At 65.4% G+C, this 22,511-nt stretch carries 22 protein-coding genes; 9 read left to right on the top strand and 13 right to left on the bottom strand.

Features of this window, described 5'->3' with window-relative positions; genetic code table 11:
* A complete protein-coding gene (locus tag PI246_RS17290; RefSeq protein ID WP_320552566.1) occupies positions 1-3,552 on the bottom strand; it encodes an ATP-binding protein in 3,552 nt (1,183 codons plus the stop codon).
* 80 nt (positions 3,553-3,632) lie between these two features.
* Between PI246_RS17290 and PI246_RS17285 the strand changes: the two genes are divergently transcribed.
* Positions 3,633-4,268 (top strand): response regulator transcription factor, encoded by a 636-nt coding sequence (locus tag PI246_RS17285; RefSeq protein WP_320552565.1) that lies wholly within the window; start codon positions 3,633-3,635, stop codon positions 4,266-4,268.
* A 44-nt stretch (positions 4,269-4,312) separates the two neighbouring features.
* Here PI246_RS17285 and PI246_RS17280 read toward each other — a convergent pair whose 3' ends face one another.
* From PI246_RS17280 to PI246_RS17260, 6 genes are all read right to left on the bottom strand, one after another.
* Entirely contained in the window at positions 4,313-5,110 is a 798-nt protein-coding gene (locus PI246_RS17280) for a DUF3025 domain-containing protein (RefSeq protein ID WP_320552564.1), read from the bottom strand.
* A gap of 4 nt (positions 5,111-5,114) precedes the next feature.
* Positions 5,115-6,449 (bottom strand): 30S ribosomal protein S12 methylthiotransferase RimO, encoded by a 1,335-nt coding sequence (gene rimO, locus PI246_RS17275; protein WP_320552607.1) that lies wholly within the window; start codon positions 6,447-6,449, stop codon positions 5,115-5,117.
* A 152-nt stretch (positions 6,450-6,601) separates the two neighbouring features.
* Positions 6,602-6,943 (bottom strand): hypothetical protein, encoded by a 342-nt coding sequence (locus PI246_RS17270; RefSeq protein WP_320552563.1) that lies wholly within the window; start codon positions 6,941-6,943, stop codon positions 6,602-6,604.
* Between the two features lie 4 nt (positions 6,944-6,947).
* Positions 6,948-7,316, bottom strand: coding sequence for a hypothetical protein (locus tag PI246_RS17265; protein ID WP_320552562.1), 369 nt, complete (start codon positions 7,314-7,316; stop codon positions 6,948-6,950).
* A 20-nt stretch (positions 7,317-7,336) separates the two neighbouring features.
* The gene (locus PI246_RS18510; RefSeq protein WP_369335413.1) at positions 7,337-7,891 is read right to left on the bottom strand and encodes an RHS repeat-associated core domain-containing protein; all 555 of its coding nucleotides are present in this window, start codon (positions 7,889-7,891) and stop codon (positions 7,337-7,339) included.
* 642 nt (positions 7,892-8,533) lie between these two features.
* Entirely contained in the window at positions 8,534-9,421 is an 888-nt protein-coding gene (locus PI246_RS17260) for an acyltransferase family protein (RefSeq protein ID WP_320552561.1), read from the bottom strand.
* Between the two features lie 487 nt (positions 9,422-9,908).
* Between PI246_RS17260 and PI246_RS17255 the strand changes: the two genes are divergently transcribed.
* On the top strand, positions 9,909-10,580 hold the full coding sequence (locus PI246_RS17255) for a dienelactone hydrolase family protein (RefSeq protein WP_320552560.1): 672 nt from the start codon (positions 9,909-9,911) through the stop codon (positions 10,578-10,580).
* The gene (locus PI246_RS17250; protein WP_320552559.1) at positions 10,577-10,993 is read left to right on the top strand and encodes an HIT family protein; all 417 of its coding nucleotides are present in this window, start codon (positions 10,577-10,579) and stop codon (positions 10,991-10,993) included. The genes PI246_RS17255 and PI246_RS17250 overlap by 4 nt, the downstream gene beginning before the upstream one ends.
* A 78-nt stretch (positions 10,994-11,071) precedes the next feature.
* Here the strand turns inward: PI246_RS17250 and PI246_RS17245 are convergent, their stop codons facing one another.
* From PI246_RS17245 to apbC, 3 genes are all read right to left on the bottom strand, one after another.
* Positions 11,072-11,566, bottom strand: coding sequence for a hypothetical protein (locus tag PI246_RS17245; RefSeq protein ID WP_320552558.1), 495 nt, complete (start codon positions 11,564-11,566; stop codon positions 11,072-11,074).
* A gap of 87 nt (positions 11,567-11,653) precedes the next feature.
* A complete protein-coding gene (gene dcd, locus PI246_RS17240; RefSeq protein ID WP_320552557.1) occupies positions 11,654-12,220 on the bottom strand; it encodes a dCTP deaminase in 567 nt (188 codons plus the stop codon).
* A gap of 57 nt (positions 12,221-12,277) precedes the next feature.
* Complete coding sequence (gene apbC, locus PI246_RS17235) at positions 12,278-13,363, bottom strand: iron-sulfur cluster carrier protein ApbC (RefSeq protein WP_320552556.1); 1,086 nt, start codon at positions 13,361-13,363, stop codon at positions 12,278-12,280.
* Between the two features lie 163 nt (positions 13,364-13,526).
* On the opposite strand from apbC, the gene PI246_RS17230 reads away from it, so the two are divergent.
* From PI246_RS17230 to nth, 4 genes are all read left to right on the top strand, one after another.
* Positions 13,527-13,973: a DUF2147 domain-containing protein gene (locus PI246_RS17230; protein ID WP_320552555.1), complete on the top strand. Its 447-nt coding sequence runs from the start codon at positions 13,527-13,529 to the stop codon at positions 13,971-13,973.
* A gap of 128 nt (positions 13,974-14,101) precedes the next feature.
* The gene (gene metG, locus PI246_RS17225) at positions 14,102-16,204 is read left to right on the top strand and encodes a methionine--tRNA ligase (RefSeq protein WP_320552554.1); all 2,103 of its coding nucleotides are present in this window, start codon (positions 14,102-14,104) and stop codon (positions 16,202-16,204) included.
* 26 nt (positions 16,205-16,230) lie between these two features.
* Entirely contained in the window at positions 16,231-16,836 is a 606-nt protein-coding gene (locus tag PI246_RS17220) for an RnfABCDGE type electron transport complex subunit B (RefSeq protein WP_320552553.1), read from the top strand.
* Positions 16,837-16,856: 20 nt separating this feature from the next.
* The gene (nth, locus tag PI246_RS17215) at positions 16,857-17,465 is read left to right on the top strand and encodes an endonuclease III (RefSeq protein WP_320552606.1); all 609 of its coding nucleotides are present in this window, start codon (positions 16,857-16,859) and stop codon (positions 17,463-17,465) included.
* A 72-nt stretch (positions 17,466-17,537) separates the two neighbouring features.
* Here nth and PI246_RS17210 read toward each other — a convergent pair whose 3' ends face one another.
* The 3 genes from PI246_RS17210 to PI246_RS17200 form a co-directional block, all read right to left on the bottom strand.
* Positions 17,538-19,055, bottom strand: a complete 1,518-nt coding sequence (locus tag PI246_RS17210; RefSeq protein WP_320552552.1) for a SulP family inorganic anion transporter — start codon at positions 19,053-19,055, stop codon at positions 17,538-17,540.
* Positions 19,056-19,065: 10 nt separating this feature from the next.
* Entirely contained in the window at positions 19,066-19,755 is a 690-nt protein-coding gene (locus PI246_RS17205) for a carbonic anhydrase (protein WP_320552551.1), read from the bottom strand.
* Positions 19,756-19,882: 127 nt separating this feature from the next.
* Positions 19,883-20,221 carry a hypothetical protein gene (locus PI246_RS17200; protein WP_320552550.1) on the bottom strand — a complete coding sequence of 113 codons (339 nt, stop codon included), beginning with the start codon at positions 20,219-20,221 and terminating at the stop codon, positions 19,883-19,885.
* Positions 20,222-20,605: 384 nt separating this feature from the next.
* Between PI246_RS17200 and rnt the strand changes: the two genes are divergently transcribed.
* Entirely contained in the window at positions 20,606-21,265 is a 660-nt protein-coding gene (gene rnt, locus PI246_RS17195; protein ID WP_320552549.1) for a ribonuclease T, read from the top strand.
* A 144-nt stretch (positions 21,266-21,409) separates the two neighbouring features.
* Positions 21,410-22,426, top strand: coding sequence for a phosphate ABC transporter substrate-binding protein PstS (gene pstS / locus PI246_RS17190; protein ID WP_320552548.1), 1,017 nt, complete (start codon positions 21,410-21,412; stop codon positions 22,424-22,426).
* Positions 22,427-22,511 lie beyond the last annotated feature (85 nt).

The following is a 22,511-nucleotide window of genomic DNA, read 5'->3' as shown; positions in this document are numbered from 1 at the left end:
CTAGGTCGGCGACGTCAGCCGATCCGCGAAGCGGGACAACCCCTCGGCGAACACACCGACCGCGTCGGCGAACGCGCGGGCCTCCATGACGTCGAGCGGCTGCCCGTCGCGCAGGGCGCGCTCCAGGCGTTCGCCGCGCGTGCCCACGTCGGAGACGCCAAAGATATTCACCCCGCCCAGCACGTGATGGACCCAGCCGGCGACCTCGTTGGGCTCGGCCCGCTCCAGCACGTAGGGCACACGTGCCAGGGCCTCCCGCGTGGTCGCCACCCCCGCGCGAATCACGCTGACCACGTTGTCGTCGGAGCCGAAGGCTCGCCGCATGCGCGGCATGTCGATGGTGGGCAGCGGCGCCTCATCGCGGTGCAGCCAGCGCGCCACCGCGGCGTGGAACGCCTCAAGGCGGATCGGCTTGCCGAGCAGGTCGTCCATGCCGGCCGCCAGGCAGACGTCGCGTTGGTCGAGTCGGGCGTCGGCGGTCATCGCGATGATGGGCATCCGGCGGGTGCCATCCGCTTCCCGCCGGCGCACTTCGCGGGCTACCGCGTAGCCGTCCATCCGCGGCATGTGGCAATCCACCAGCAGAAGGTCATAGCGCTGCCGGTCCAGGGCCTCCAACGCGGCGACGCCATCGTCGACCACGTCGCAGTCGTAGCCGCGAAGGCGCAGTTGCACGCGGACGAGTTCCTGGTTGACCGGGTGGTCTTCCGCGAGCAGGATCCGCGCGTCCGCGCGCGGCTCGGCATAGGCGACGGGCACCGTGGGCGTCGGCAGGGCCGCGTCGGGCGCGTCGGTCACTGTCAGTTCGAGGGTGACCGACACCCGCGTACCCCGCCCCGGCTCGCTGTCGATGGCGATGTGTCCGCCCATGCGCTCGACGAGCCGGCGCGAGATCGCCAGCCCCAGGCCGGTGCCGCCGAACCGGCGGGTGGTGGTGGACTCGGCCTGGCTGAACGGCGCGAAGACGTGGCGCAGCTTGGCCGCATGAATGCCGATGCCCGTGTCGCTCACGGCGATCGAGAGCCGCTGCCGCGTGCCCAGGTGTTCGTCGACCTGCACGGCCACGCTCACGCCGCCCTTGGCCGTGAACTTGATCGCGTTGCCAAGCAGGTTGAGCAACACCTGGCGCAGACGCCCGTCGTCGATCAGCAAGGCCGGCGCGACCGCCGGATCGATCCGAGTGTCCAGTTGCAGGCCCTTCACCTGCGCCTGCCCGGCCATGATCGCCACGGCGCCCTCGACGATGGCGCGCAGGTCGGCCGGGCGCGGGTCAAGCGTCAGGTGACCGGCCTCGATCTTCGAGAAATCGAGCACGTCGTCGAGGATGTGCAGCAGCGCCTCGGCGGAGTGCTCGATGGTGGCGACCATGCGTCGTTGTTCGTCGTCCAGTGGCGTGCGCTCGAGCACGTCGAGCAACCCGATCACCCCGTTCATGGGTGTGCGGATTTCATGACTGATGGTGGCCAGGAAATCGCTCTTGGCGCGCGTGGCGGCTTCGGCCTCGTCCCTGGCATGGGCGAGGCCGCGGGAGGCCAACTCCTGCGCGGTGACGTCCACCCAGTAGCCGTTCCAATGCACCGTGCCGTCCGCGGCGGCGAGTACGACCGCGTCGGAACTGAGGTATCGGGTGCGGCCGCCGATCTGGGCCCGCACGGTGACGTGCAGCGGGGTCAGCTCGCGCGCCGAGCGCTCGAACGCGTCGCGCATGCGCGCGCGTTCGTCGGCCGGCACGGGGGCGAGCATCGCCTCGCCGTCGGTCAGCAGTTGGCCGGGCTCGAGTCCAAGGATGCCCATCGGATCGCCGCCGACGCAGGTCATCGTGTAGCGGCCATCGGGGCGGCGCACCGCTTCGTAAACCACCGCGGGCACATGGGCGGTGACGTCGGCGAGGCGACGCTCGGTGCGCTCGCGGCGACGGGTCTCGCGACGCAGGTTGAGGTAGGCGTAGCTGATCGCGATGAGCGAGATCAGCAGCAGAGCCACGAACGGCGCCACGCGCCCGGCGACCTCGCGCCAGGTGGGGCCCACGACGTAATGCGATGCGAACCACGTGTTGCGGATCTCCTGCTGCCGGTGGGTCGACAGGTTCATCAGCACGCGGTTGACCAAGGGCAGCAGCTGCGGCGCGAGCCCCTTGCGCACGCCGATGGCGATGGCTTCGCTCTCGCCCGTGGGAGCGGCGACCTTGAGCCGCCCCAGGTAGTGGCCCCGGATGAGGTAATCGATCGACGCGAGGTTGCCGACGAAGGCGTCACCCTCCCCCGCCGCCAGCCGGCTGAGTCCATCGGACTCGGTGGAGACGCCGACGATGCGCGCGCCGGGGATGCGCTCGAGCAGGCGCCGGATCGGCGCGCGCGAGGTATTGCCGAACACGGTCTTGCCGGCGAGGTCGTCGCTGCCCGCCAGCGTGGGCGCACCTTCGCGGGTGACGATCATGATCGGGAAATCGAGATAAGGCACGCTGGCCTCGAGATCGGGCGCGACCGTGCTCTGCGGGTTGATCGCACCCACGAGGTCGACCTCGTCACGCTTGACGCGTGCGACCGTGCCCGCCCAGTCGTCGCTCGGTACCTGCACTACGCGCACGCCCAGTTCGGCGGCGATCTCGCGGACGTAGTCCAGCGCCAGGCCCTCGGCCTCACCCTGGCCGGTGAAAAGGCTGAAAGGTACGTAGCTGGGGTCGACGCCGAGCCGGAGCGGTGGCAGGTCATGCAGCCAGGCTTTTTCCTTCTCGCTGAGCGGAATGCCGCCGACACGGGGCCGTGGCGCGATCTCGCGCCCTACCCAGCGGGCCCTCAGCCGCCCGTGGTCGGCGGCGGTCAGCTCGCCGAGGGCGTGGTCGATCGCCCGGCCGATCGGCGCCCGTGCGTCTGGGACGGCGAAGGCCAGGGCGCTGATCGGTAGCGCCAGCGGCGCGCCGACGGCGAGCTCGTCGCCCAGCCCGAGGCGGGAAACGAACTCGCGCGCCGAATACGGGTTGTCGAGATACGCGGCAACGTCCCCTGACCGCACCCGTTCGAGGGCATCCACGGTGGAACCGGTCTCAACTAGGGTGGTATCGGGCAGTTCGCGCCGCAACGCCTGCATGTCGAAATACCCCGCGTGGACCGCCAGCCGCTTGCCGCGCAGGTCGCCGGGCCGGTGGATAGGCGGGCCATCGTGACGCTCGGTCAGCGCCGGGAGCGATTCGAAGTAAGTCGCCCCAACACGGATGCCGGGCATCCCCTGCTCCAGGGGTGTGACCGTGGTGGCGACATCGACCTCGCCCCGGGCGAGGGCCTTGAGCAGCGACGGCCAGTCGGGATACGACCGCGTCTGGAGCGTGACGCCGAGCTGCTTCGCGACCTCGTTGAGATAATTCGGACCTAAGCCCTCCAGTTCGCCACCGCGCAGGTCCTCGAACGGGGGGTAGCCCTCACGGTAGGTGCCGACCGTCCAGACGGGATGTTTCTTCAGCCATTCGGTGTCTTCGGCCGACAGCGGCCCCTCCGCCAGGGCCCAGACGAGCCGCGGCAGGGCCAGAAGAATCAACAGCAGCACGGATCGCAGCACGGCAACTTCGTCAGTGGGAGCCCTGGCAGGCATAATCGGTCGGAATCACGACACGCCGCAAACGCAAGGAGAACGCAGGCATGCCACTCAATGTCATTCTGGCAGACGATCACCCGCTCGTTCTCGTCGGGGGAGCCCTGGCGCTAAGGACGGCGCACATCAACCTGGTCGGCGAAGCGAAAAACGCGGAAGAGCTGCTCGAACTGCTGAAGACCACGCCGTGCGACGTGGTAATTACGGATTTTCTCATGCCGAGCGAGCGCGAGGACGACGGCCTCGCCCTCATCGACAACCTCGTCAAGCATCACCCCGACGTCGCCGTGGTGGTGCTGACGATGATCAATCGCCCTGCCGCCCTCAACTCGATGCTGAAAAAGGGCGCCCGGGGCATCGTCGACAAACGTGCATCGATGGACGAACTGGCCCTGGCTGCCAAGGCCGTGCACGAGGGCGAAACCTACCTGAGCGAAACCCTGCTGGACATCCTCAACGACGCGGACGAGAAGTCGGTAGCGATGCCCGGCACGCCGCTGTCCCAGCGCGAGACGGAGGTGGTACGCGCCTTCGTCAGCGGCATGTCGCTGCAACAGATCGCCGACCGTGAAGGCAAATCGGTAAAAACCATCAGCCGGCAGAAGCGCGACGCCATGCGTAAGCTCGGCGTCGACCATGACAGCCTGCTCGGCGACACCGCCCGCGACCTCGGCCTGATCTGAAACCGCCCGCGATGGCGAAGGCGCTTGCCCCCGTCCCCGCGGGATCAACCGCCTCGTAGCGCCGGCGGGTAGACCCGACCCTCGCGCAACGGCTGGAAGCACGGCGCGAGGGTATAAAACGACGCATCGGTGCTGCGCGGATGCCATCCCGGCACCCCCGACACCGGCAGGGGTCGCAACTCCTGCGGATCGTTGAGGATCGCGCCCGACGCGATGGCCTCGGCGCAGACGCCCACCGCGTCGTCGCCACCCAGCACCACCAGGGCCTTGCCGACCAGCAGCTTGTCGGGCGTGAGCGCGTGTAAGAGCAACGCGTGGCCGAACACCTCGACCCGCGCCTCGCCGCTGGACCACGCCTGCCGATGGGTCCAGAACAAGCCAAGCCAGTCATGTCGGTTCCAGGCGTCGAGCATGGCCGTATCGGCCAGGCGCACCACGATGCCCGCTTCGTCGAAATGGGTCAGCGCACACTGCGGGCGCGACCGCTCGCGCGGCCCCATGCGTTGGATCTCGGTCATCTGGCGCGCGTTGAGCGCGCGCTTGAGGGCGTCGTAGCGCATCCAGATCAGGGCGTTGAACAGGTCGTGCCAGTTGGCCGGCCGCGTAGCGATGAGTCCGCGGCAGGCGATGCGTTCTTCGTAGTGGGCGCCGTCGTTGAGCAGGTCACGATCCTGCAGGACGAAGCGCCTGGCCGCCCCTTCAGGCAGCCAGGCGTTGAGCTCGTCCACTCCCGGCCAGGCGTCGCCCTGCAACAACGGGGCGAAAGCCGACCAGTGGGATAACGGGGGCGTCGCCCACACGCGAGCCTCCAGCGCATCGCGAGCGGGTGCCACGTAACGCATGACGTCAGGCCAGACGGCCGTAGAGATCGTGCGCGTCGGCCTCTTCCACCACCACGTCCACGAACTGACCCGGCTTGAGCAGCTGCCCGTCGTCGATGCGCACCGCGCCGTCGATTTCCGGCGCATCCGCGCTCGAACGTCCCCACGCGCCGTCCGCGTCAATCTCGTCGACGAGCACCTTGATGGTCCGGCCGACCTTGCGCTGGAGCTTGGCGGCGGAAATCTCCGCCTGCACCGCCATGAACTGTTCCAGGCGATCTTCCTTGAGTTCTTCGTCGATCTGGCCCGGGAGCTCGTTGGCCTTGGCGCCGTCGACCGGCGAATAGGCGAAGGCGCCGACGCGATCGAGTTCGGCTTCGCGCAGGAAGTCGAGCAGTTCGTTGAACTCCGCGTCGGTTTCGCCCGGGAAGCCGACGATGAAGGTGCTGCGCAACGTGAGGTCGGGCACCTCTCGGCGCCAGTTCTGGATGCGTTCCAGGGTTTTGTCGACGTTGCCGGGACGCTTCATCAGCTTAAGGATGCGCGGGCTGGCGTGCTGGAACGGGATATCGAGATAAGGAAGGATTTTCCCCTGTGCCATCAGCGGCATCACTTCGTCGACGTGCGGATACGGGTAGACGTAGTGCAGGCGCGTCCACGCACCGAGTTCGGCCAGGCCCTCGCACAGTTCGGTCATCCGCGTGCGGTAGGCCTTGCCGCGCCATTCGCGCTCGGCGTAACGGACGTCGACGCCATAGGCGCTGGTGTCCTGCGAGATGACGAGCAATTCCTTGACGCCGCCCTTGACCAGCTTTTCGGCCTCGAGCAGCACCTGGTCGACCGGCCGGCTGACGAGGTCGCCGCGCATCGACGGGATGATGCAGAAGCTGCAGCGGTGGTTGCAGCCTTCGGAAATCTTCAGGTAGGCATAGTGCTTGGGCGTGAGCTTCACGCCGGTGTCGGGCACCAGGTCGAGAAACTTGTTACGCGCGGGCGGCAGCGCCGCGTGTACCGCGCTCATCACCGAGGCGTAATCCTGCGGGCCGGTAATGGCCAGCACGTCCGGGTAGCTTTCGCGGATGAGTTCCTGGCGCTTGCCCAGGCAGCCCGTGACGATGACCTTGCCGTTCTCATGCAGCGCCTCACCGATGGCGTCGAGGGACTCCTGCACCGCCGAATCGATGAAGCCGCAGGTGTTCACCACCACCGCATCAGCCGCGTCATAGCTGGGCACGATCTCGTAACCCTCGACCTTGAGCTGGGTGAGGATGCGTTCGGAATCGACGAGGGCCTTGGGGCAGCCAAGCGAAATGAACCCCACCTTGGGTGCAGAATTCTCGCTAGATGTTGAATTTACTATGTTTTTCACTAAATCACCTGGCTTCGCTTGGGCATGAACGCCTTGGCTAACCCGTTATTCTACTCCGCGGCGGGCTAAGCGTGGAGAAGCCACCATGGGCTGGTCCCGTCGCGAATGGCGGCTTATCTCATTACTCACGGGCGCAATCGCCGCTAGCGCAACGCGTAACTCCGAACTCGCCGAAAATGAGTAGCAGCGACAAGCAATGCGATTGGAATCAGCGAAAATACAGCGAACGATGCATTCATGGCGGCGAACGTTTCGTTCTTAAGGACAGGCGGAAATAAAAACATGATCGCAGCGACCACTGCCGTTGCCACGCGACTCGGGAAGAACGCCCACAGAACCACGATCACGCTGGCGGCGATGAGGAAACCGACATCTAGGAAATGAGCGTCTTCGTTTACGAGATACCAACCGTATCGCATCTTGAGCGACGCGTAGCTTGTCCCTAGCCCAAGGCATGCGAAAGTCCAGAAAAGAGCGATTTTCAAGGGCCTACTCCGTGAGCTGTTGACTGTCGACGATATCGCGCTGGTTCTTTTGCCACGTCTGCTCGACTTGGGGCTCCCAGATACTTTGCAACATCGGATTCTGGTGCCAGTTGTTTCCTTCACCATAACTGCGAAGCGTCGTCGTACCGTCGCTGTTTTTTTCGCCGAAGCGCATGACGTAGCCTTCAGCCAGTTTATGCTCCCCTGCGATCGTGTAATTCACGACAACGTCGGAGTACTTCGCTGGGTCGGGCGATGCGACCACGAACGAGCGCACGAAGTTATCGCCGTTCAAAATGGGGATGTTGCCAACGTTATTTTTTGTGCCACCCGGCGAAGCCGGGCGATCCTGACCCGGAGTGGGGTTGTACATCAATCCGTCACGCGCCTGGGTCAAAGACAACGTACTTGAAGTGCGAACGTCATATGTATGAAATGAGAAATCAGATGGACCGAATCCCACAGCACCCACGTTATTTGGAATGGGCCCGATGGCCGGTGCGGCGCCGTTTTCGGGCCGAATGAATATCTGCCGTTGGCGACCACAGAACGACGACCATCGGGATCAATGTTCACGACGGGGTTGTTGTTAGCGTAGGTATACCTAGCGAACTGCGCGGGGTCGCCCGGTTGCGTTGGCTTCGGATCGGTGCTTAGGAAGCGTCCATTACTAGGGTCGTAGTACCGCGCTTGCATGTAAACTAGCTCGGAATCGGGATCATCGACGTGGCCCGCATAGCCTGGCCCAGGCTGCGGAGAACCCAAGGCCTGCTGACCGAAGGGACGACGATCAGTCGTCGTCAGGACATTTCTCTGTTCGTCGGCTGTAGCCAACACCGTACCCTGCGGATCGGTGTAGTAGTAGGTAACTTTCTCGGCGTGAGCCGCCCCACACGTCAGTGTCCATAAGCTGGCGATCTGCCAACCCACGCGATGAAGTCGCTGCATCCCCCCCCTTTTGCCGTTATTGGCTATCCGCAGTGTGCGTTACAAACCTATCAGCGTCTGTAGGGGAATTCCTACAATCGCGAGACACACGAACAAAAGCGCGTGATCGAGCTTCCGTCGATCCACCGCCTTAAGTAGAGTGCTCGATATGGTCAGAGGTTTTCATAGCACCGTTCCCTCATCGGTAGCCGTATTCTGCCAGCGCGCTTAACTGGCGCATCAATCCGATGCCTCGCACTCGAATCGCGACCAAGAGTAGGATATAGATCAACTACCTTTCGGGCAGCCTAGGCTGACGAAGCCGATCTTCTGGGATTATTCGGCCTAGGACATTGCCGTGGGTAACGGGGGTGCGAAACCGAGCGTTACACGACGGCTTAATTTTACCCTAATTTAATTCTTTCCGCTCACGACATCGCTCGCTAACGGACTGCAAAGGGGCACGTTGCGTGGGACTCAGAGGTGCATGGTTCGCTTTCCGGATAAGCGCGGCGAACATATAGCCCGAACGAAAGAAATCCGGCCTGAGTTCGAGGAAACAGAACGCTGGCGACGAGGCGGTCGAGCACCCCGGCGACTCGATCAAGGGATGAATGAGGACTCCCCGCATTTGACCATGGATCGTATCCGACACCCGCTCAATCAGGGATCAACCGCAGCACGAGACGATGTCGGGTTGTCGGATTTCTTACCGGGTTTGCAACGCAGCGCGTTCTTCTCTATCAGATGCCAGGAGGCGGCCGCCAAGGCCAGCGTCACAGGCACGGTGACGGCCAGCAGTTCGAAATAAGGCGTTTGCCGCCCCATGTAGGCGACACCCATTTGTTGCACGGGCCATGCATAGATATAGACGCCGTAGGAAAGATCGCCGATGGCTGAGATGTCGCGCAGGCCAGGCCACGACTGGCTACCCATCACGATCGTGAGCGGCGGGACCATGAAAGCGAGTCCAAGCGTGGTCTGATCGCCGTGGATGAGCGCGCAACCTATCGTCAGGGTCACCAGGATAGCAAGCGGCTTGAGGCCAATGGGAAACGCTCGCAACAGGCTACCCGCGGCGAAGAACACGCCGAAGTACGCCAGGAAATTCGTTTCTGAGCGCATCTCCGCAAATACCAGATAGCCGAAGCTCGCAACCGCCAACGCGATGGAGGGACGTCGTGTTGCGACGCCGGCCACGAGAAGGCCTGCGTAGCAGTAGACCTCGTAAGGAACCGTCCACAGCGATCCGTTGGTGAGATGCCTGGGGTTGTCGGGAAACCCTGTCATGCCAAACGACGCGATCACCGCAAGGGTCAGCGGCATCGACACGCAGAGCGCCGGCGCCATGCGGAGAACGCGGCGTGCCACGAAGCGAAGCACGTGGGGATCTTTCAGCCAGCTGGACGTGACGAGGTAGCCGCTGATCGAAAAGAAGATGAGCACGCCGAGATGGCCGAACGAATCCTCCCCCACGAAGCGTGGCTCCGGACGCCCGGACAGCGCGAACTGATGACTGACCAGCACCAGGAGGGCGGCGATCATTCTCATCGCGTCGAACTGGTTGGGCTGTCGGCGCGATGTAGGGATGGCGTGGACGATGTCTATCCCCGATGGCTGAAGGGCACGGTCGCTCGAATACGGGCACCGACATCGTAGGCGAGGGTTTCTGACCGTACGCGGCCGCTACGGAGGCCAATGAGTGGCTATACAGGCAATGACCGTCGACGCGGAACGACCCACGTGGCCGGCTTGTGCGCGAACGTCACGAACAGGATAAGCGCGACGTCGAACGGCACTTCGTGACCATCGCCTCTTGAGCTCGCCGAGCATGGACGGCACGAGCGCAAGTTAATGCGATCATTCTCGGCGCCTCACGGCCCAGTGCATCGCCCAGACACCTTGCGCGCCAAGGGGTGAACCGACGGGTCGGAAAAGGCATCATGGTGGTCTGAACGCACGGAACCGCCCGTCTTGCACGGCGGTTTCACGGCGCGACGTTAGCCTTCCCCGATCTTTCCCCTCACGGAGACGCACCATGGGCCAGACTGTGATCCTCGATACCACCCGCCCCAGCGAAAGCATCGATGCCTATCTTGCCGAGCCGACTGGCACGCCCAAGGGCGGCATCGTGGTGATCCAGGAAATCTTCGGCGTGAACGCCCACATCCGCAGCGTGGCCGACCGCTACGCCGCCGAAGGCTACGTGGCCATCGCGCCGTCGCTGTTCGATCCGGTGGAAAAACACGTGGAGCTGGGCTACGACCAGGACGGCATGACCCAGGGCGTGAAGTACATCGCCGAACTGGGCCTGCTACGACCGACCCAGGACGTGGGCATCGCCGCAGCGCTGCTCGCCGACCGTTACGGCGTCAAGGTCGGCACGGTGGGCTATTGCTGGGGCGGCACGGTCGCGCTGCTCGCGGCGCTGCGCCTGGGCCTGCCCTCCTCCAGCTATTACGGCGCGCGCAACGTGCCCTTCCTCACCGAGCCGGCCAAGGCCAACGTGATCTTCCACTTCGGCGAGCGTGACCACAGCATTCCGCCGGAGATGGTCGAAAAGCACCACGCGCTGAAGCCTGAGATGGACACCTGGGTCTACCCGGCCGATCACGGCTTCAACTGCGACGTACGCGGGAGCTACGACGAGCCGAGCGCGAAGCTCGCCTGGGAACGCTCGCTGGCCTTCTTCGCCCGCGAACTGGCGTGACTGCGGCCTTTGAACTCGATCCGCGGCTGGCCGCCGACACCGTGGTCGTCGGCGACCTCCCGCTCTGCCGGGTGCTGCTCATGCGCGACAGCCGATTCGCCTGGCTCGTGCTCGTGCCGCGACAGGCGGGCCGGTCGGAAGTGACCGACCTTGCCGCCCCGGACCGCGCCGCGTTGTGGCGCGAAGTGGATCAAGCGGGCGCGGCCCTGCGCGCGGTGGCGCCGTGCGACAAGCTCAACATCGGCGCCCTGGGCAATATCGTGCGCCAGCTCCATGTGCACGTCGTCGCCCGGGTCGAGGGCGATGCGGCGTGGCCCGGCCCCGTGTGGGGGTCGGGGAAGGCCGAAGGTTATCCGAGCGACCACCTAGAGGCCCGCGTGACCGCCCTGCGGGCGGCCCTCGCCCGGTCTTGAAACCCGTCGCGCGCTGACAACAGGTCAAAAAAAACATCGCCAGCCCTGGGGCTGGCGATGTTGATGGTGCGAGCCGGCTTACTGCTGGCCGTTCTGGACGTCGTAGGCGCCGCTGGACGCCTCCTTGCCCTGCATGCGGTCAGGCAAGCTGCCCTTCTGCGGGGTGTCTTCCAACTGGCGGGCGTCCTTCTCGACGGCGTTCAGGCGAACGAGCTCGCCCTTCTTGTCGTAGTACACGGCAAAGCCGTAATCCAGCGCCATGCGAGCCATGAATCCCAGGTGGGCATCGCGCACCTTGGAATCGTCGCTGGGCAGGAGCAGCACGGTCTTGGGCAGCTTGCCCTGGTCTTTCAGGTAAGCAAAGTGGCTGCCGGTGTCCGCGGCGGACAGCACGGCGCCGTCGACCAAGAACTGACCGCTCTTGTAGGCTTTCAGCGTGTAGTCGAACTGGCCCTGCTCGGTGGCGACGTGGTCGTTCTTCGAGACGCCACGGTGGCAACCGGCCAGCACCAGCATGCTGGCGAGGAGGATCGCCGCGGCGGCGCGGGTCATCAGGGTGGAAGCTCGGATCATGCGGTGTCTCCGTGAATCGGGTAGGGCCTGGAAAAAGCCGAGTCTACCGCGCGCGGATGTCGGGCGCGGCTGCGACGGAAAAGGTGTTCAGGTGCTCGGAAGGGTGACGCCGCGCTGGCCCTGGTATTTGCCGCCACGGTCGGCGTAGGACACGTCGCAGACTTCGTCCGACTCCAGGAACAGCATCTGCGCCACGCCCTCGTTGGCGTAGATTTTCGCGGGCAGCGGCGTGGTGTTGGAGAACTCCAGCGTCACGTGACCCTCCCACTCCGGCTCCAGCGGCGTCACGTTGACGATGATGCCGCAGCGCGCGTAAGTGCTCTTGCCCAGGCAGATGGTGAGCACGGTGCGCGGAATGCGGAAATATTCCACGGTGCGGGCCAGGGCGAACGAATTGGGCGGGATGATGCATACGTCGGATTTCACGTCGACGAAGCTTCGCTCGTCGAACGCCTTCGGGTCGACGATGGTGGAGTTGATGTTGGTGAACACCTTGAACTCGTCGGCGCAGCGCACGTCGTAGCCGTAGCTCGAGGTGCCGTAGGAGACGAGGCGGTGGCCGTCGCGTTCCTTGACCTGGCCGGGGGCGAACGGCTCGATCATGCCGTGCTGCTCGGCCATGCGGCGAATCCACTTGTCGGACTTGATGCTCACTTACGATCTCCCTCGCTGAAGCGGGAAAGGTATCGGAACGCCCTCGAACACGCCACTTCAGGTGTTCTGGATGACGATCTTCGGGAAGGAAATGGCCTTGTTGCGGGCCTCCAGGGACAACCTGGCCGCCGTGGCCCTGGCGATCGCCCGGTAGCGCGCCGTCAGGTCGGCATCGGGCATCGCCGCCACCGTGGGGCGGCCGCCATCGGCCTGCTCGCGGATACGGATGTCCAGCGGCAGGTCGCCAAGGAAGGCGATGCCCGCTTCGGCCGCCATGCGCGCGCCGCCGCCCTGCCCGAAGATGTGCTCCTCGTGGCCGCAGTTCGAGCAGACGTGGGTGGCCATGTTTTCCACCACGCCGAGCACCGGCACCTCCACCTTGCGGAACATGCCCAGCGCCTTGCGGGCGTCGAGCAGGGCGATGTCCTGGGGGGTGGTGACGATGACCGCCCCGGAGACAGGCACTTTCTGCGAGAGGGTCAGCTGGATGTCGCCGGTGCCGGGCGGCAGGTCGATCACCAGGTAGTCGAGCCCGTCCCAGCGGGTGTCGGTGAGCAGTTGCATGAGGGCCTGGGTGACCATTGGGCCACGCCAGATCATCGGGGTGTCGTCGTCGATGAGCACGCCGATCGACATCGCCTGGAGGCCATGGGCTCGCATCGGCTCGATGCTCTTGCCGTCGGGCGAGACCGGCTTGCCGCTGAGGCCGAGCATACGCGGCTGGCTCGGTCCGTAGATGTCGGCGTCGAGGATACCCACGGTGGCGCCTTCGGCGACCAGCGCCAGCGCCAGGTTGACCGACACCGTGGACTTGCCCACCCCGCCCTTGCCCGAGGCGACGGCGATGATGTTCTTCACGCCCGGCAGGGGTGCCAACTGGCCCTGCACCTTGTGAGCGTGCACCCGCCAACCGACCGACACGGCGGCGGCGGCGATGCCGGGCTCGGCCTCCAGGGCCGCCCGCGCCTCCGCCGCCGCCTGCTCGACGTAGCCGGCGGCCGGGTAACCGAGCTGGATGTCCACCGACACGCGGTCGCCGTCCACGCCGACGGCGCGCACCGACGCGCCGAGCGGCTGACCGGAATGGGGATCGGGTACGCGGTCGAGGACACCGCGCACCAGGGTTTCGCTGGCCTGGCTCATGGGGAGGTACTACGGAAAATCGAAGATCGCCCATTATGCCAGCCCCCGCTTCGTACCGCCGGCCGAGGGGCCCTGAACGGCGTGGCGCGATGCAGCTTGACGGTTCGTGCCCGGCTTCGTCAGGCTCCGGCCATACCTGACCGTACGGGGAGACCGCACATCCATGAAGACCCTGATCCGCACCACGCTCGCTCTCGCGCTCACCGTCGGCGCCTTCCCCGCTTTCGCCGCCATGGACACCCCGGTGGGCAAGTGGAAGACCATCGACGACGAGACCCACGAGGTGAAGTCGATCGTGGAGATCACGGACAACGGCGGCGTGCTGGAGGGCAAGGTGCTCCAGGTGCTCAAGTCCGACCACGGCCCGCACCCGACCTGCGAAAAGTGCGACGGCGAACGCAAGGGCAAGCCCATCGAGGGCATGACCATCATGTGGGGTCTGAAGAAGGACGGCGACGAGTGGTCCGGCGGCCAGATCCTCGACCCGTCGAAGGGCAAGATCTACAAGGTCACCCTCAAGCTCGAAGACGGGGGCAAGACGCTCGACGTGCACGGCTACATCGGCTTTTCGCTGATCGGCCGCAGCCAGGAGTGGGTGCGCGCCGAATAACGCGTCACGCGCGCGGGGGCGCGATCGCCCTCCCGCCCACCCGAGCCGTCTGTCGGTGGCCGGTCGTCCTTCGGCGCGGCCGCGCTCCCATGCCATAATCCCCGGTCCCATAGCCGACCGTGTGAATCATGGCCCGCCGCATCCTCGTCACCAACGCCCTCCCCTACGCCAACGGCCCGCTGCATCTGGGCCACATGCTCGGCTACATCGAGGCCGACATCTGGGCTCGGGCGCAGCGCATGCAGGGCAACGAGGTCTGGTACGTGGCCGGGGAAGACGCCCATGGCACGCCGATCATGCTCGCGGCCGAGAAGGCCGGGAAGACGTCCGAGCAGTACATCGACGACATCCGCGCCGGTCACGAGGCGGACTTCACCGACTTCCACTTCAGCTACGACCAGTACCACACCACGCACTCGCCGGAAAACCGCGAACTGGCGACGGCCATCTACCTGCGCCTGCGCGAGGGTGGCTACATCGCCCGCCGCGACATCCAGCAGCTCTATGATCCGGACCGGGACATGTTCCTGCCGGATCGCTACATCAAGGGCACCTGTCCCAACTGCGGCACGCCCGACCAGTACGGCGACAACTGCGAGAACTGCGGCGCCACCTACGCCCCCACCGACCTGCTGCATCCGTATTCGGTGATGTCCGGTGCCACGCCGGTGCTGCGCGATTCAGAGCATTACTTCTTCGAACTGGGCAAGTTCGAATCACTGCTGCGCGACTGGTTCGCAGGCCGCTTCACCGACGGCAAGCCCACGGCGGACGGTAGCGTGGTGGCCAAACTCGCCGAGTGGATCGATGGGGGCCTACGCGACTGGGACATCTCGCGCGACGCCCCGTATTTCGGCTTCCCCATCCCGGACGCGCCAGGCAAATTCTTCTATGTATGGCTCGACGCGCCGGTGGGCTACCTCGCGTCGTTCAGGGCACTGTGCGAGCGAAAGGGCCTGGCGTTCGATGACTTCCTCGGCGTGGACAGCACCGCCGAAATGCACCATTTCATCGGCAAGGACATCATCAACTTCCACGGCCTGTTCTGGCCGGCCATGCTGCACGGCGCAGGCATGCGCGTCCCGACCGCCCTGCACGTCAACGGCTATCTCACGGTAAATGGCGCGAAGATGTCCAAGTCGCGCGGCACGTTCATCCAGGCGCGCACCTACCTCGATGTGGGACTGGACCCCGAGGCGCTGCGCTATTACTTCGCCACGATGCTCGGTCCGACGCCGGTCGACGTCGACCTCGACCTCAAGTCGTTCGAAGAGCGGGTGAACTCGCACCTCGTCGGCAAGTGGGCGAATATCGCCAGCCGCACGGCGGGTTTCCTGCACACGCATTTCGAGGGCCGGCTGTCGGCCTGCTTCGACGACGAGGCAGCGGTGCTGTGGACCGAGCTTCTCGCGCAGTACGAGGGCATCGAAACGCTTTACGAGTCCGATGAATACGCCGAAGTCACCCGCCGCTTCGTGGCCATGGCCGACGCGGTAAACGGCTACATCGCCGCCAAGGCGCCGTGGGTGATCGCCAGGGACGACGCCCGCCGCGATGAATTGCAGCAGGTCTGCACCTTCGCCATCACCGCGTTCCGACTGCTGTCCGGCCTGCTCAAGCCGATTCTCCCCGTCACCGTCGCGGCGGCGGAGGCATTCCTCGGTGCACCGATCACGCACTTCGCCGACGCGCGCCGAGAGCTGTTCGGCCACACCGTCAATGCCTTCTCGCCGCTGTTCGGCCGCCTCGATCCGAAGAAGATCCAGGCCATGGTCGAGGCGTCCAAGGCATCGCTCTCGCCTGCCGAGCAGGCCCGAGAAGCCGCCGCGGCAGACGCCAAACCCTCCAGGAAACCCAAGGAAACTCCCCGCGCCATGACCGAAAACACCGCGCCCATCGCCTCCATCTCCATCGACGACTTCGCCAAGCTCGACCTGCGCGTCGGCAAGGTGCTGGTCTGCGAATTCGTCGAGGGGTCGGACAAGCTCCTCCGCTTCGAACTCGACGCCGGCACTCTCGGGAAGCGCCAGATCTTCTCTGGCATCCGCGCCGCCTACGGTGAGCCGGAGGCCCTGGTTGGCCGCAACGTGGTGTTCATCGCGAACCTCGAGCCGCGCAAGATGCGCTTTGGCGTGTCCGAAGGCATGATCCTCTCCGCCGGCGACGGCGGGTCGGACCTGTTCCTGCTCGACGCCGACCAGGGCGCGGCCGCGGGCGCGACCGTTCGCTGATCGGCGACACCGGCACCACGCCTGCCATGACGTCCACGCTCGCCGATCGCATCGACGACCTGCTCCCACAGACCCAGTGCGAGCAGTGCGGCTTCCATGGCTGCCGCCCCTACGCCGACGCGATCGCCGCTGGCGACGCCGAGATCAACCGCTGCCCTCCCGGAGGCGCGGTCGGCATCGAACGCCTGGCGGCGTTGCTCAACCGCCCGGCGATACCGCTGGACACCACTCGCGGCATCGAAAAGCCCCGCACGCTCGCGCGCATCGTCGAGGCCGACTGCATAGGCTGCACCAAGTGCATCCAGGCCTGTCCGGTCGATGCCATCCTCGGAGCTGCCAAGCTCATGCACACCGTGGTGAGCGATCTGTGCACCGGCTGCGAACTCTGCGTGCCGGCGTGTCCTGTGGATTGCATCGTGCTCGACCCCATGCCTCCCGCCCAGGCAAACGATTGCGCCCACGCCGGTGCCGCCCGTCGTCATTTCCGTCGTCGCGAGGAGCGCCTGGCCGTGGAGCGCGCCGCGCGCGAGCGACAGCTTGCCGCCAGCAAGCGCGAGGTCGGCGCGCCCGCCGCGCGTCATGCCGTGCTCGAAGCCCTCGCCCGGGCCAAGGCAAAGAAGGACAGTCCGTGAAAAAAACCGACGTGGTGGAGATGTTCAGCCGCTTGCGTGAGCTGAATCCGCATCCGAAAACGGAGCTGGAATACACCACGCCATTCGAACTGCTCGCGGCCGTGGCGTTGTCCGCGCAGTCGACCGATGTCGGCGTCAACAAAGCCACTCGCAAGCTGTTTCCGGTGGCAAACACGCCAGAGAAGATCCTCAAGCTTGGGCTCGAAAAGCTCAAGAGCCACATCAGCACGATCGGTCTCTATAACAACAAGGCGAAGAACCTCATCGCCATGAGCCAGATCCTCGTCGATCGCTATGACGGCGAGGTGCCGCAGACCCGCGAGGCCCTGGAAGAACTACCGGGCGTGGGCCGGAAGACGGCCAACGTGGTGCTCAACACGGCCTTCGGCCAACCTACTATCGCGGTGGACACGCATATCTTTCGCGTAGCGAACCGTACCGGACTGGCGCCCGGCCCGGACGTGCGGAAGGTCGAAGACAAGCTCGAAAAGGTCATTCCGAAAGACTTCATCCAAGACGCGCATCACTGGCTGATCCTGCATGGACGCTACGTGTGCAAGGCGCGCAAGCCGGCGTGCCCGGAGTGCGTGATCGCCGACCTCTGTGCCTATAAGCACAAAACCGTGTAGAAGCGCGCCCTGCGTGCGACCGGCGGAGGTGAAGGCCCCCGGGTCGCGCGCAGGGCGCGCTCCTAAAGGTGCCTACGCGGGTTGGCGGGAGCCCTCCACGCGTCGCCCCAGCTCTTGCCAGTCGACGATGAGCTCGCATCCTCGCTTGGACGCATTTCGGCCCCACTCGCGCAGGAGTTCGAGCGAAGCCTGGTCCACATGGTGCAGGCGGTCCATCACCACGCTCAGGCGGGTGTTCGGCGGCACGGCCTCCAAGGTACGCGCCATGCTCGGCACCTTCAGGAACGTGGCGGAGCCTTCCAGGTGAAGCGTGGCGTGGCCCGGCTCGTCGTGGTGCAACACATCCATCTTCAGACGGGACGACAGCAGCGCCAGGCGGAGCAGCGACATCGCGAAACCGACGATGACACCGGTCAGGAGGTCGGTGGCGACGATGGCCACCGTGGTCGCCACGTAGACCGCCGCGGTGCCTTTGCCGTAGGCGGCGAGGTCCTTGATCTGCTTGGGGTTGACCATCTTTACGCCGGTAAACACGAGGATGCCCGCCAGGCACGACACGGGCGTCATGCGCATGAGCCACGGCAGCAGCATCACGAACGCGAGCAGCCATGCGCCATGCATGATCGTGGCCATGCGGGTGGCCGACCCGGCCTGCACGTTGGCGGCGCTGCGTACGATCACGCCGGTCATCGGCAGCGCGCCAAGGAAACCGCAAATCAGGTTACCCACGCCTTGGGCGGTCAATTCGCGGTCGAAGTTCGTCCGCACGCCGTCGTGCATGCGATCCACCGCGGCCGCTGACAGCAGGGTCTCTGCGCTGGCGATGAAGGCGAAGGTGAAGGCCGCGATCAGCAGGGTCGCGTCGAACAGGCCGAAGAGACTGCCCATGCTCGGCAGGCTCACCGCCGAGAACAGGTTGGCCGGCACATCCACGCGCTTGACGTCGAGGGCGCCGAACTGCGCCAGCGCCGTCATCGCCACCACCGCCAACAGCGCGCCGGGGACGAAGCGAAGCCTCGCGGGACGCAGCTTCTCCCAGCCCAACATGATGGCAATGGTGCCCAGTCCGATCATCATCGCCACGGGCGCCTGACCTTCGGCGAAGCCCGTGACCGATTCCCACGCCGCCGCCGGGAGCGCGGCGAAGTTTTCCAGGCCGCGCGCCTTGGGCATCGCATCGAGCAGCACATGGGACTGCGAAGCGACGATGAGGATGCCGATGCCCGACAACATGCCGGCCACCACGGCCGGCGACGTCATGCGAAACCACACTCCCACCCGGCACAGGCCCGCGACGAGCTGGATCAGGCCCGCCAGCAGCACGACGGGGCCGAGCGCGGCGACGCCGTGCTCACGAACCAGCTCGAAGACGAGCACCGCCAGGCCCGCCGCCGGTCCGCTGACCTGCAACGGTGAACCGGCGATGGCACCCACGACCACCCCGCCCACGATGCCGGTGATGAGGCCGGCACTGGGAGGCATGCCCGAGGCGATGGCGATGCCCATGCACAACGGCAGGGCGACGAGAAAAACGACCACCGATCCCAGGAGGTCGCGGCCAAAAAGGCCTTGGGAGAAATAGGCACGCATGACAGCTTCCTCAGGCCGCGCTGGCGACCGTGGGGCGCGCGGCGAAACGCGCGTGCGGAGTGGCGTCCGGAGCCAGGGCGATGTCGGCGCCCAGCGGACGGAAGCGGCCCTCCAGCGGATCGAAGGCGGTGATCTCCGTCTTCGCGATGTCGTAAATCCAGCCATGGATGCGCAGGCTACCGTTGGCCATGGCCGCCGCGACGGCGGGCAGGGTCCGCAGGTGCTCGAGCTGGCCGACCACGTTTTCTTCGGTCAGGTAACGCAGGCCTTCTTCCCCATGGATCGTCGGGCGATTTTCGGCGACGACGTAACGGGCGACATCCGCATGCTTGAGCCACTGCTCCACTGACGGCTTGCCCTTGAGCGCAGCCGGGTTCTGCAGGGCCTTCATGGCACCGCAGTCGGAATGCCCGCAGATCACGATGTGCTGCACCTTCAGCGCGGTCACCGCGTATTCGATGGCGGCGACGACGCCGCTGACGTGCTGCGCATAGGGGGGGACAATGTTGCCGACGTTGCGATAGACGAACAGTTCGCCGGGCTGCGCCGAGAACATCAGCTCGGGCATCACGCGGGAATCGGCGCAGGTGATGAACATGGTGTGCGGTGTCTGCCCCGAGGCGAGGCGGGCGAACAGCTGACGCTGCTCGTCGGTCATGTCACGGCGAAACTGGTCGAAACCCTTGATGAGTCGTTCCATGGTCATGCTCTCTTTGATAGCGAATAGGGGATGGGGTACGGGCATGTCCGCCCGTGGCGTGATCAGCGTGGAGCCGTCACGGTGTGCTCGGAGCAAGCGAGATACGACGCCTGGATGCGTCGCGGGATCAGGCGATTGGAGGGCGCAGGTCGAGATGGACCCGCTTCGCCAGCGCACCCGGCACGAAGCCGGAGGGCCGCGACGGCGCGGCGCGAAGCAACGTCACGATGTGCTGGGGGGGCACGTCGAAGGTGTCGTCGAGGTTGGTGTTGTCCTCGATCGACGGCACGGACGCGGTGGCGGCATCGTCACCGTCGTCGTGATCGGCGACCTGCGTGACAGCCGGGCCGGCATCGTACGCATCGCACGGCATCGCGGAGGCGCCCGCGCAGGTGGCGAACAGCGCGAAGATCACGAGGATCGTGATCGTGAGGCGGCGCTGGACGCTGGCGAGGAAGCGATGCATGCGACGGAACCTACGCAGCGCACGGCGGGGTTGCAAGAGGTGATAGACGATCGGTTCACCTTTCGACGGCATCGCTGCAAGAAAACGTGACGCACCAACGCGTTTCGTGCCGCGATAAGCGGAACATCCGACGCGTTCGTTCAGGCATGGCCGTCCAAACGTCCGTCCGGAATATTGAGACAATTCCTAAAAAGCGCGCCGACGTACCCAAAAGAGCGCACGACCCCTGTCACGTGCGTTCTGCGCAGACGCGTGGCGGCGGCCAAGGGATCGCGGTATCCGTGCCCTCGCCCGGTCAGGCCGGCCGTGGCAGGCGGCAACGCCGCCGGCGAAGGGGCCCGTCGTGCTGCCGTTCAGCCGCCCCACGCTGGTATCCTTGGCGCCATGGATACGACGAGCAACAGTACCGCCACCACCATGGCAGCGCGGTTCCGGGGGTTTCTGCCCGTGATCGTGGACGTGGAAACCGGAGGTTTCGACGCCGAGCGCGATGCCCTTCTCGAGATCGCCGTGGTCTCGATCCGCATGGAGCCCTCGGGCCTGCTCGTGCCCGAACCCCCGGTCTCGGCCAATGTCGAGCCCTTTCCCGGGGCCAACATCGACCCACGCTCCCTCGAGATCACCGGCATCGACCCCGATCATCCCTTCCGGGGCGCCCTGCCCGAGCGCCAGGCGCTCGATCACGTCTTCAACGCCGTGCGGGAGGCCGTGAAGCGCTCGGAGTGCCAGCGCGCCGTGCTCGTGGGCCATAACGCCGCCTTCGACCTCGCTTTCCTCAACGCGGCCGTACGGCGCGTGGGACACAAGCGCAACCCCTTCCATCCGTTCAGCTGCTTCGACACGGCCACCCTGGGTGGCCTGGCCTACGGACAGACTGTGCTGAGCAAGGCGGCGATCGCCGCCGGTGTCCCGTTCGACACCCGGGAAGCCCATTCGGCGATCTACGACGCCGAGCGAACGGCGGAGCTTTTCTGCGAAATCGTCAACCGATGGCGGCGACTGGAGCTGGCGGAGGGCGATATGCGGACCTCCGTCACGGTTTGAGGTATTTCGTAACTTCCTGAATATGACAGCAAAAAGGCGAATGTCATATTCGTGAAACATTCAACACATTTCATTGCAACACGGCAGGGCTGCAATACGCCCCGGGCGGATGCCGCCTGACCATCTTCCATCGAGGATCACCCCGTGTTTACACGCAAACTCCGTATCGCCGCACTGGTGGCCGTTTCGCTGTTCGGTATGGGCGCCGCCCAGGCAACCGACATCACCGGCGCCGGTTCGAGCTTCGTCTACCCCGTGCTGTCGAAGTGGTCGGCGAAGTACAGCGAATCGACCGGTAACAAGATCAACTACCAGTCCGTCGGTTCGGGTGCGGGTATCGCCCAGATCAAGGAAGGCACCATCGACTTCGGCGCGTCCGACGCCCCGATGAGCAGCGAAGACCTGACCAAGTTCGGTCTGGGCCAGTTCCCGAGCGTGGTGGGCGGTATCGTCCCGGTCGTGAACCTGCAGGGCGTCAAGGCCGGCGAACTCAAGCTCACGGGCCCGCTGCTGGCCGACATCTTCCTGGGCAAGATCGCCCGCTGGAACGATCCCGCCATCGCCGCGGCGAACCCGGGCCTCAAGCTGCCGGACGTCAAGGTCACCGTCGTGCATCGCTCGGACGGTTCGGGCACCTCGTTCAACTTCACCAACTACCTTGCCAAGGTGAGCCCGGAGTGGGCCTCGAAGGTGAAGTTCGGCACGGCCGTCGAATGGCCGGCCGGCGTGGGCGGCAAGGGTAACGAAGGCGTCTCGCAGTACGTGCGCCAGATCCCGGGCTCGATCGGCTACGTCGAATACGCCTACGCGAAGAAGAACAGCATCGCCTTCGCGCAGATGCAGAACGCCGCCGGCCAGTGGGTGCAGCCCAGCGCGGAGAGCTTCGGCGCCGCCGCCGACACGGCCGACTGGTCGTCCGCCAAGGACTTCAACGTCATCATGACCAATGCCCCGGGCGCCAAGGCGTGGCCGATCACGGCGACCACCTGGATCATCATGTACAAGAAGTCGAAGAACCCGTCGCACACCAAGGTGGCGTTCGACTTCTTCAAGTACGCCTTCGACAAGGGCCAGGCCGACGCCGCCTCGCTCGACTACGTGGCCCTGCCGACCTCGCTGACCCAGAAGATCCAGGCCTACTGGGGCTCCGATTTCAAGTAATCCGTGACGATCGATGGTCCGGTTGAAACATGACCGGTCCAGAGTATCGATATAGGGGGCCGCCGTTCCCGCGAGGAACGGCGGC

The sequence above is a fragment of the Luteibacter sahnii genome, from assembly GCF_034063545.1.
In the GTDB taxonomy this organism is placed as follows: domain Bacteria; phylum Pseudomonadota; class Gammaproteobacteria; order Xanthomonadales; family Rhodanobacteraceae; genus Luteibacter; species Luteibacter sahnii.
This window is presented reverse-complemented; position numbering and strand designations above follow the sequence as displayed.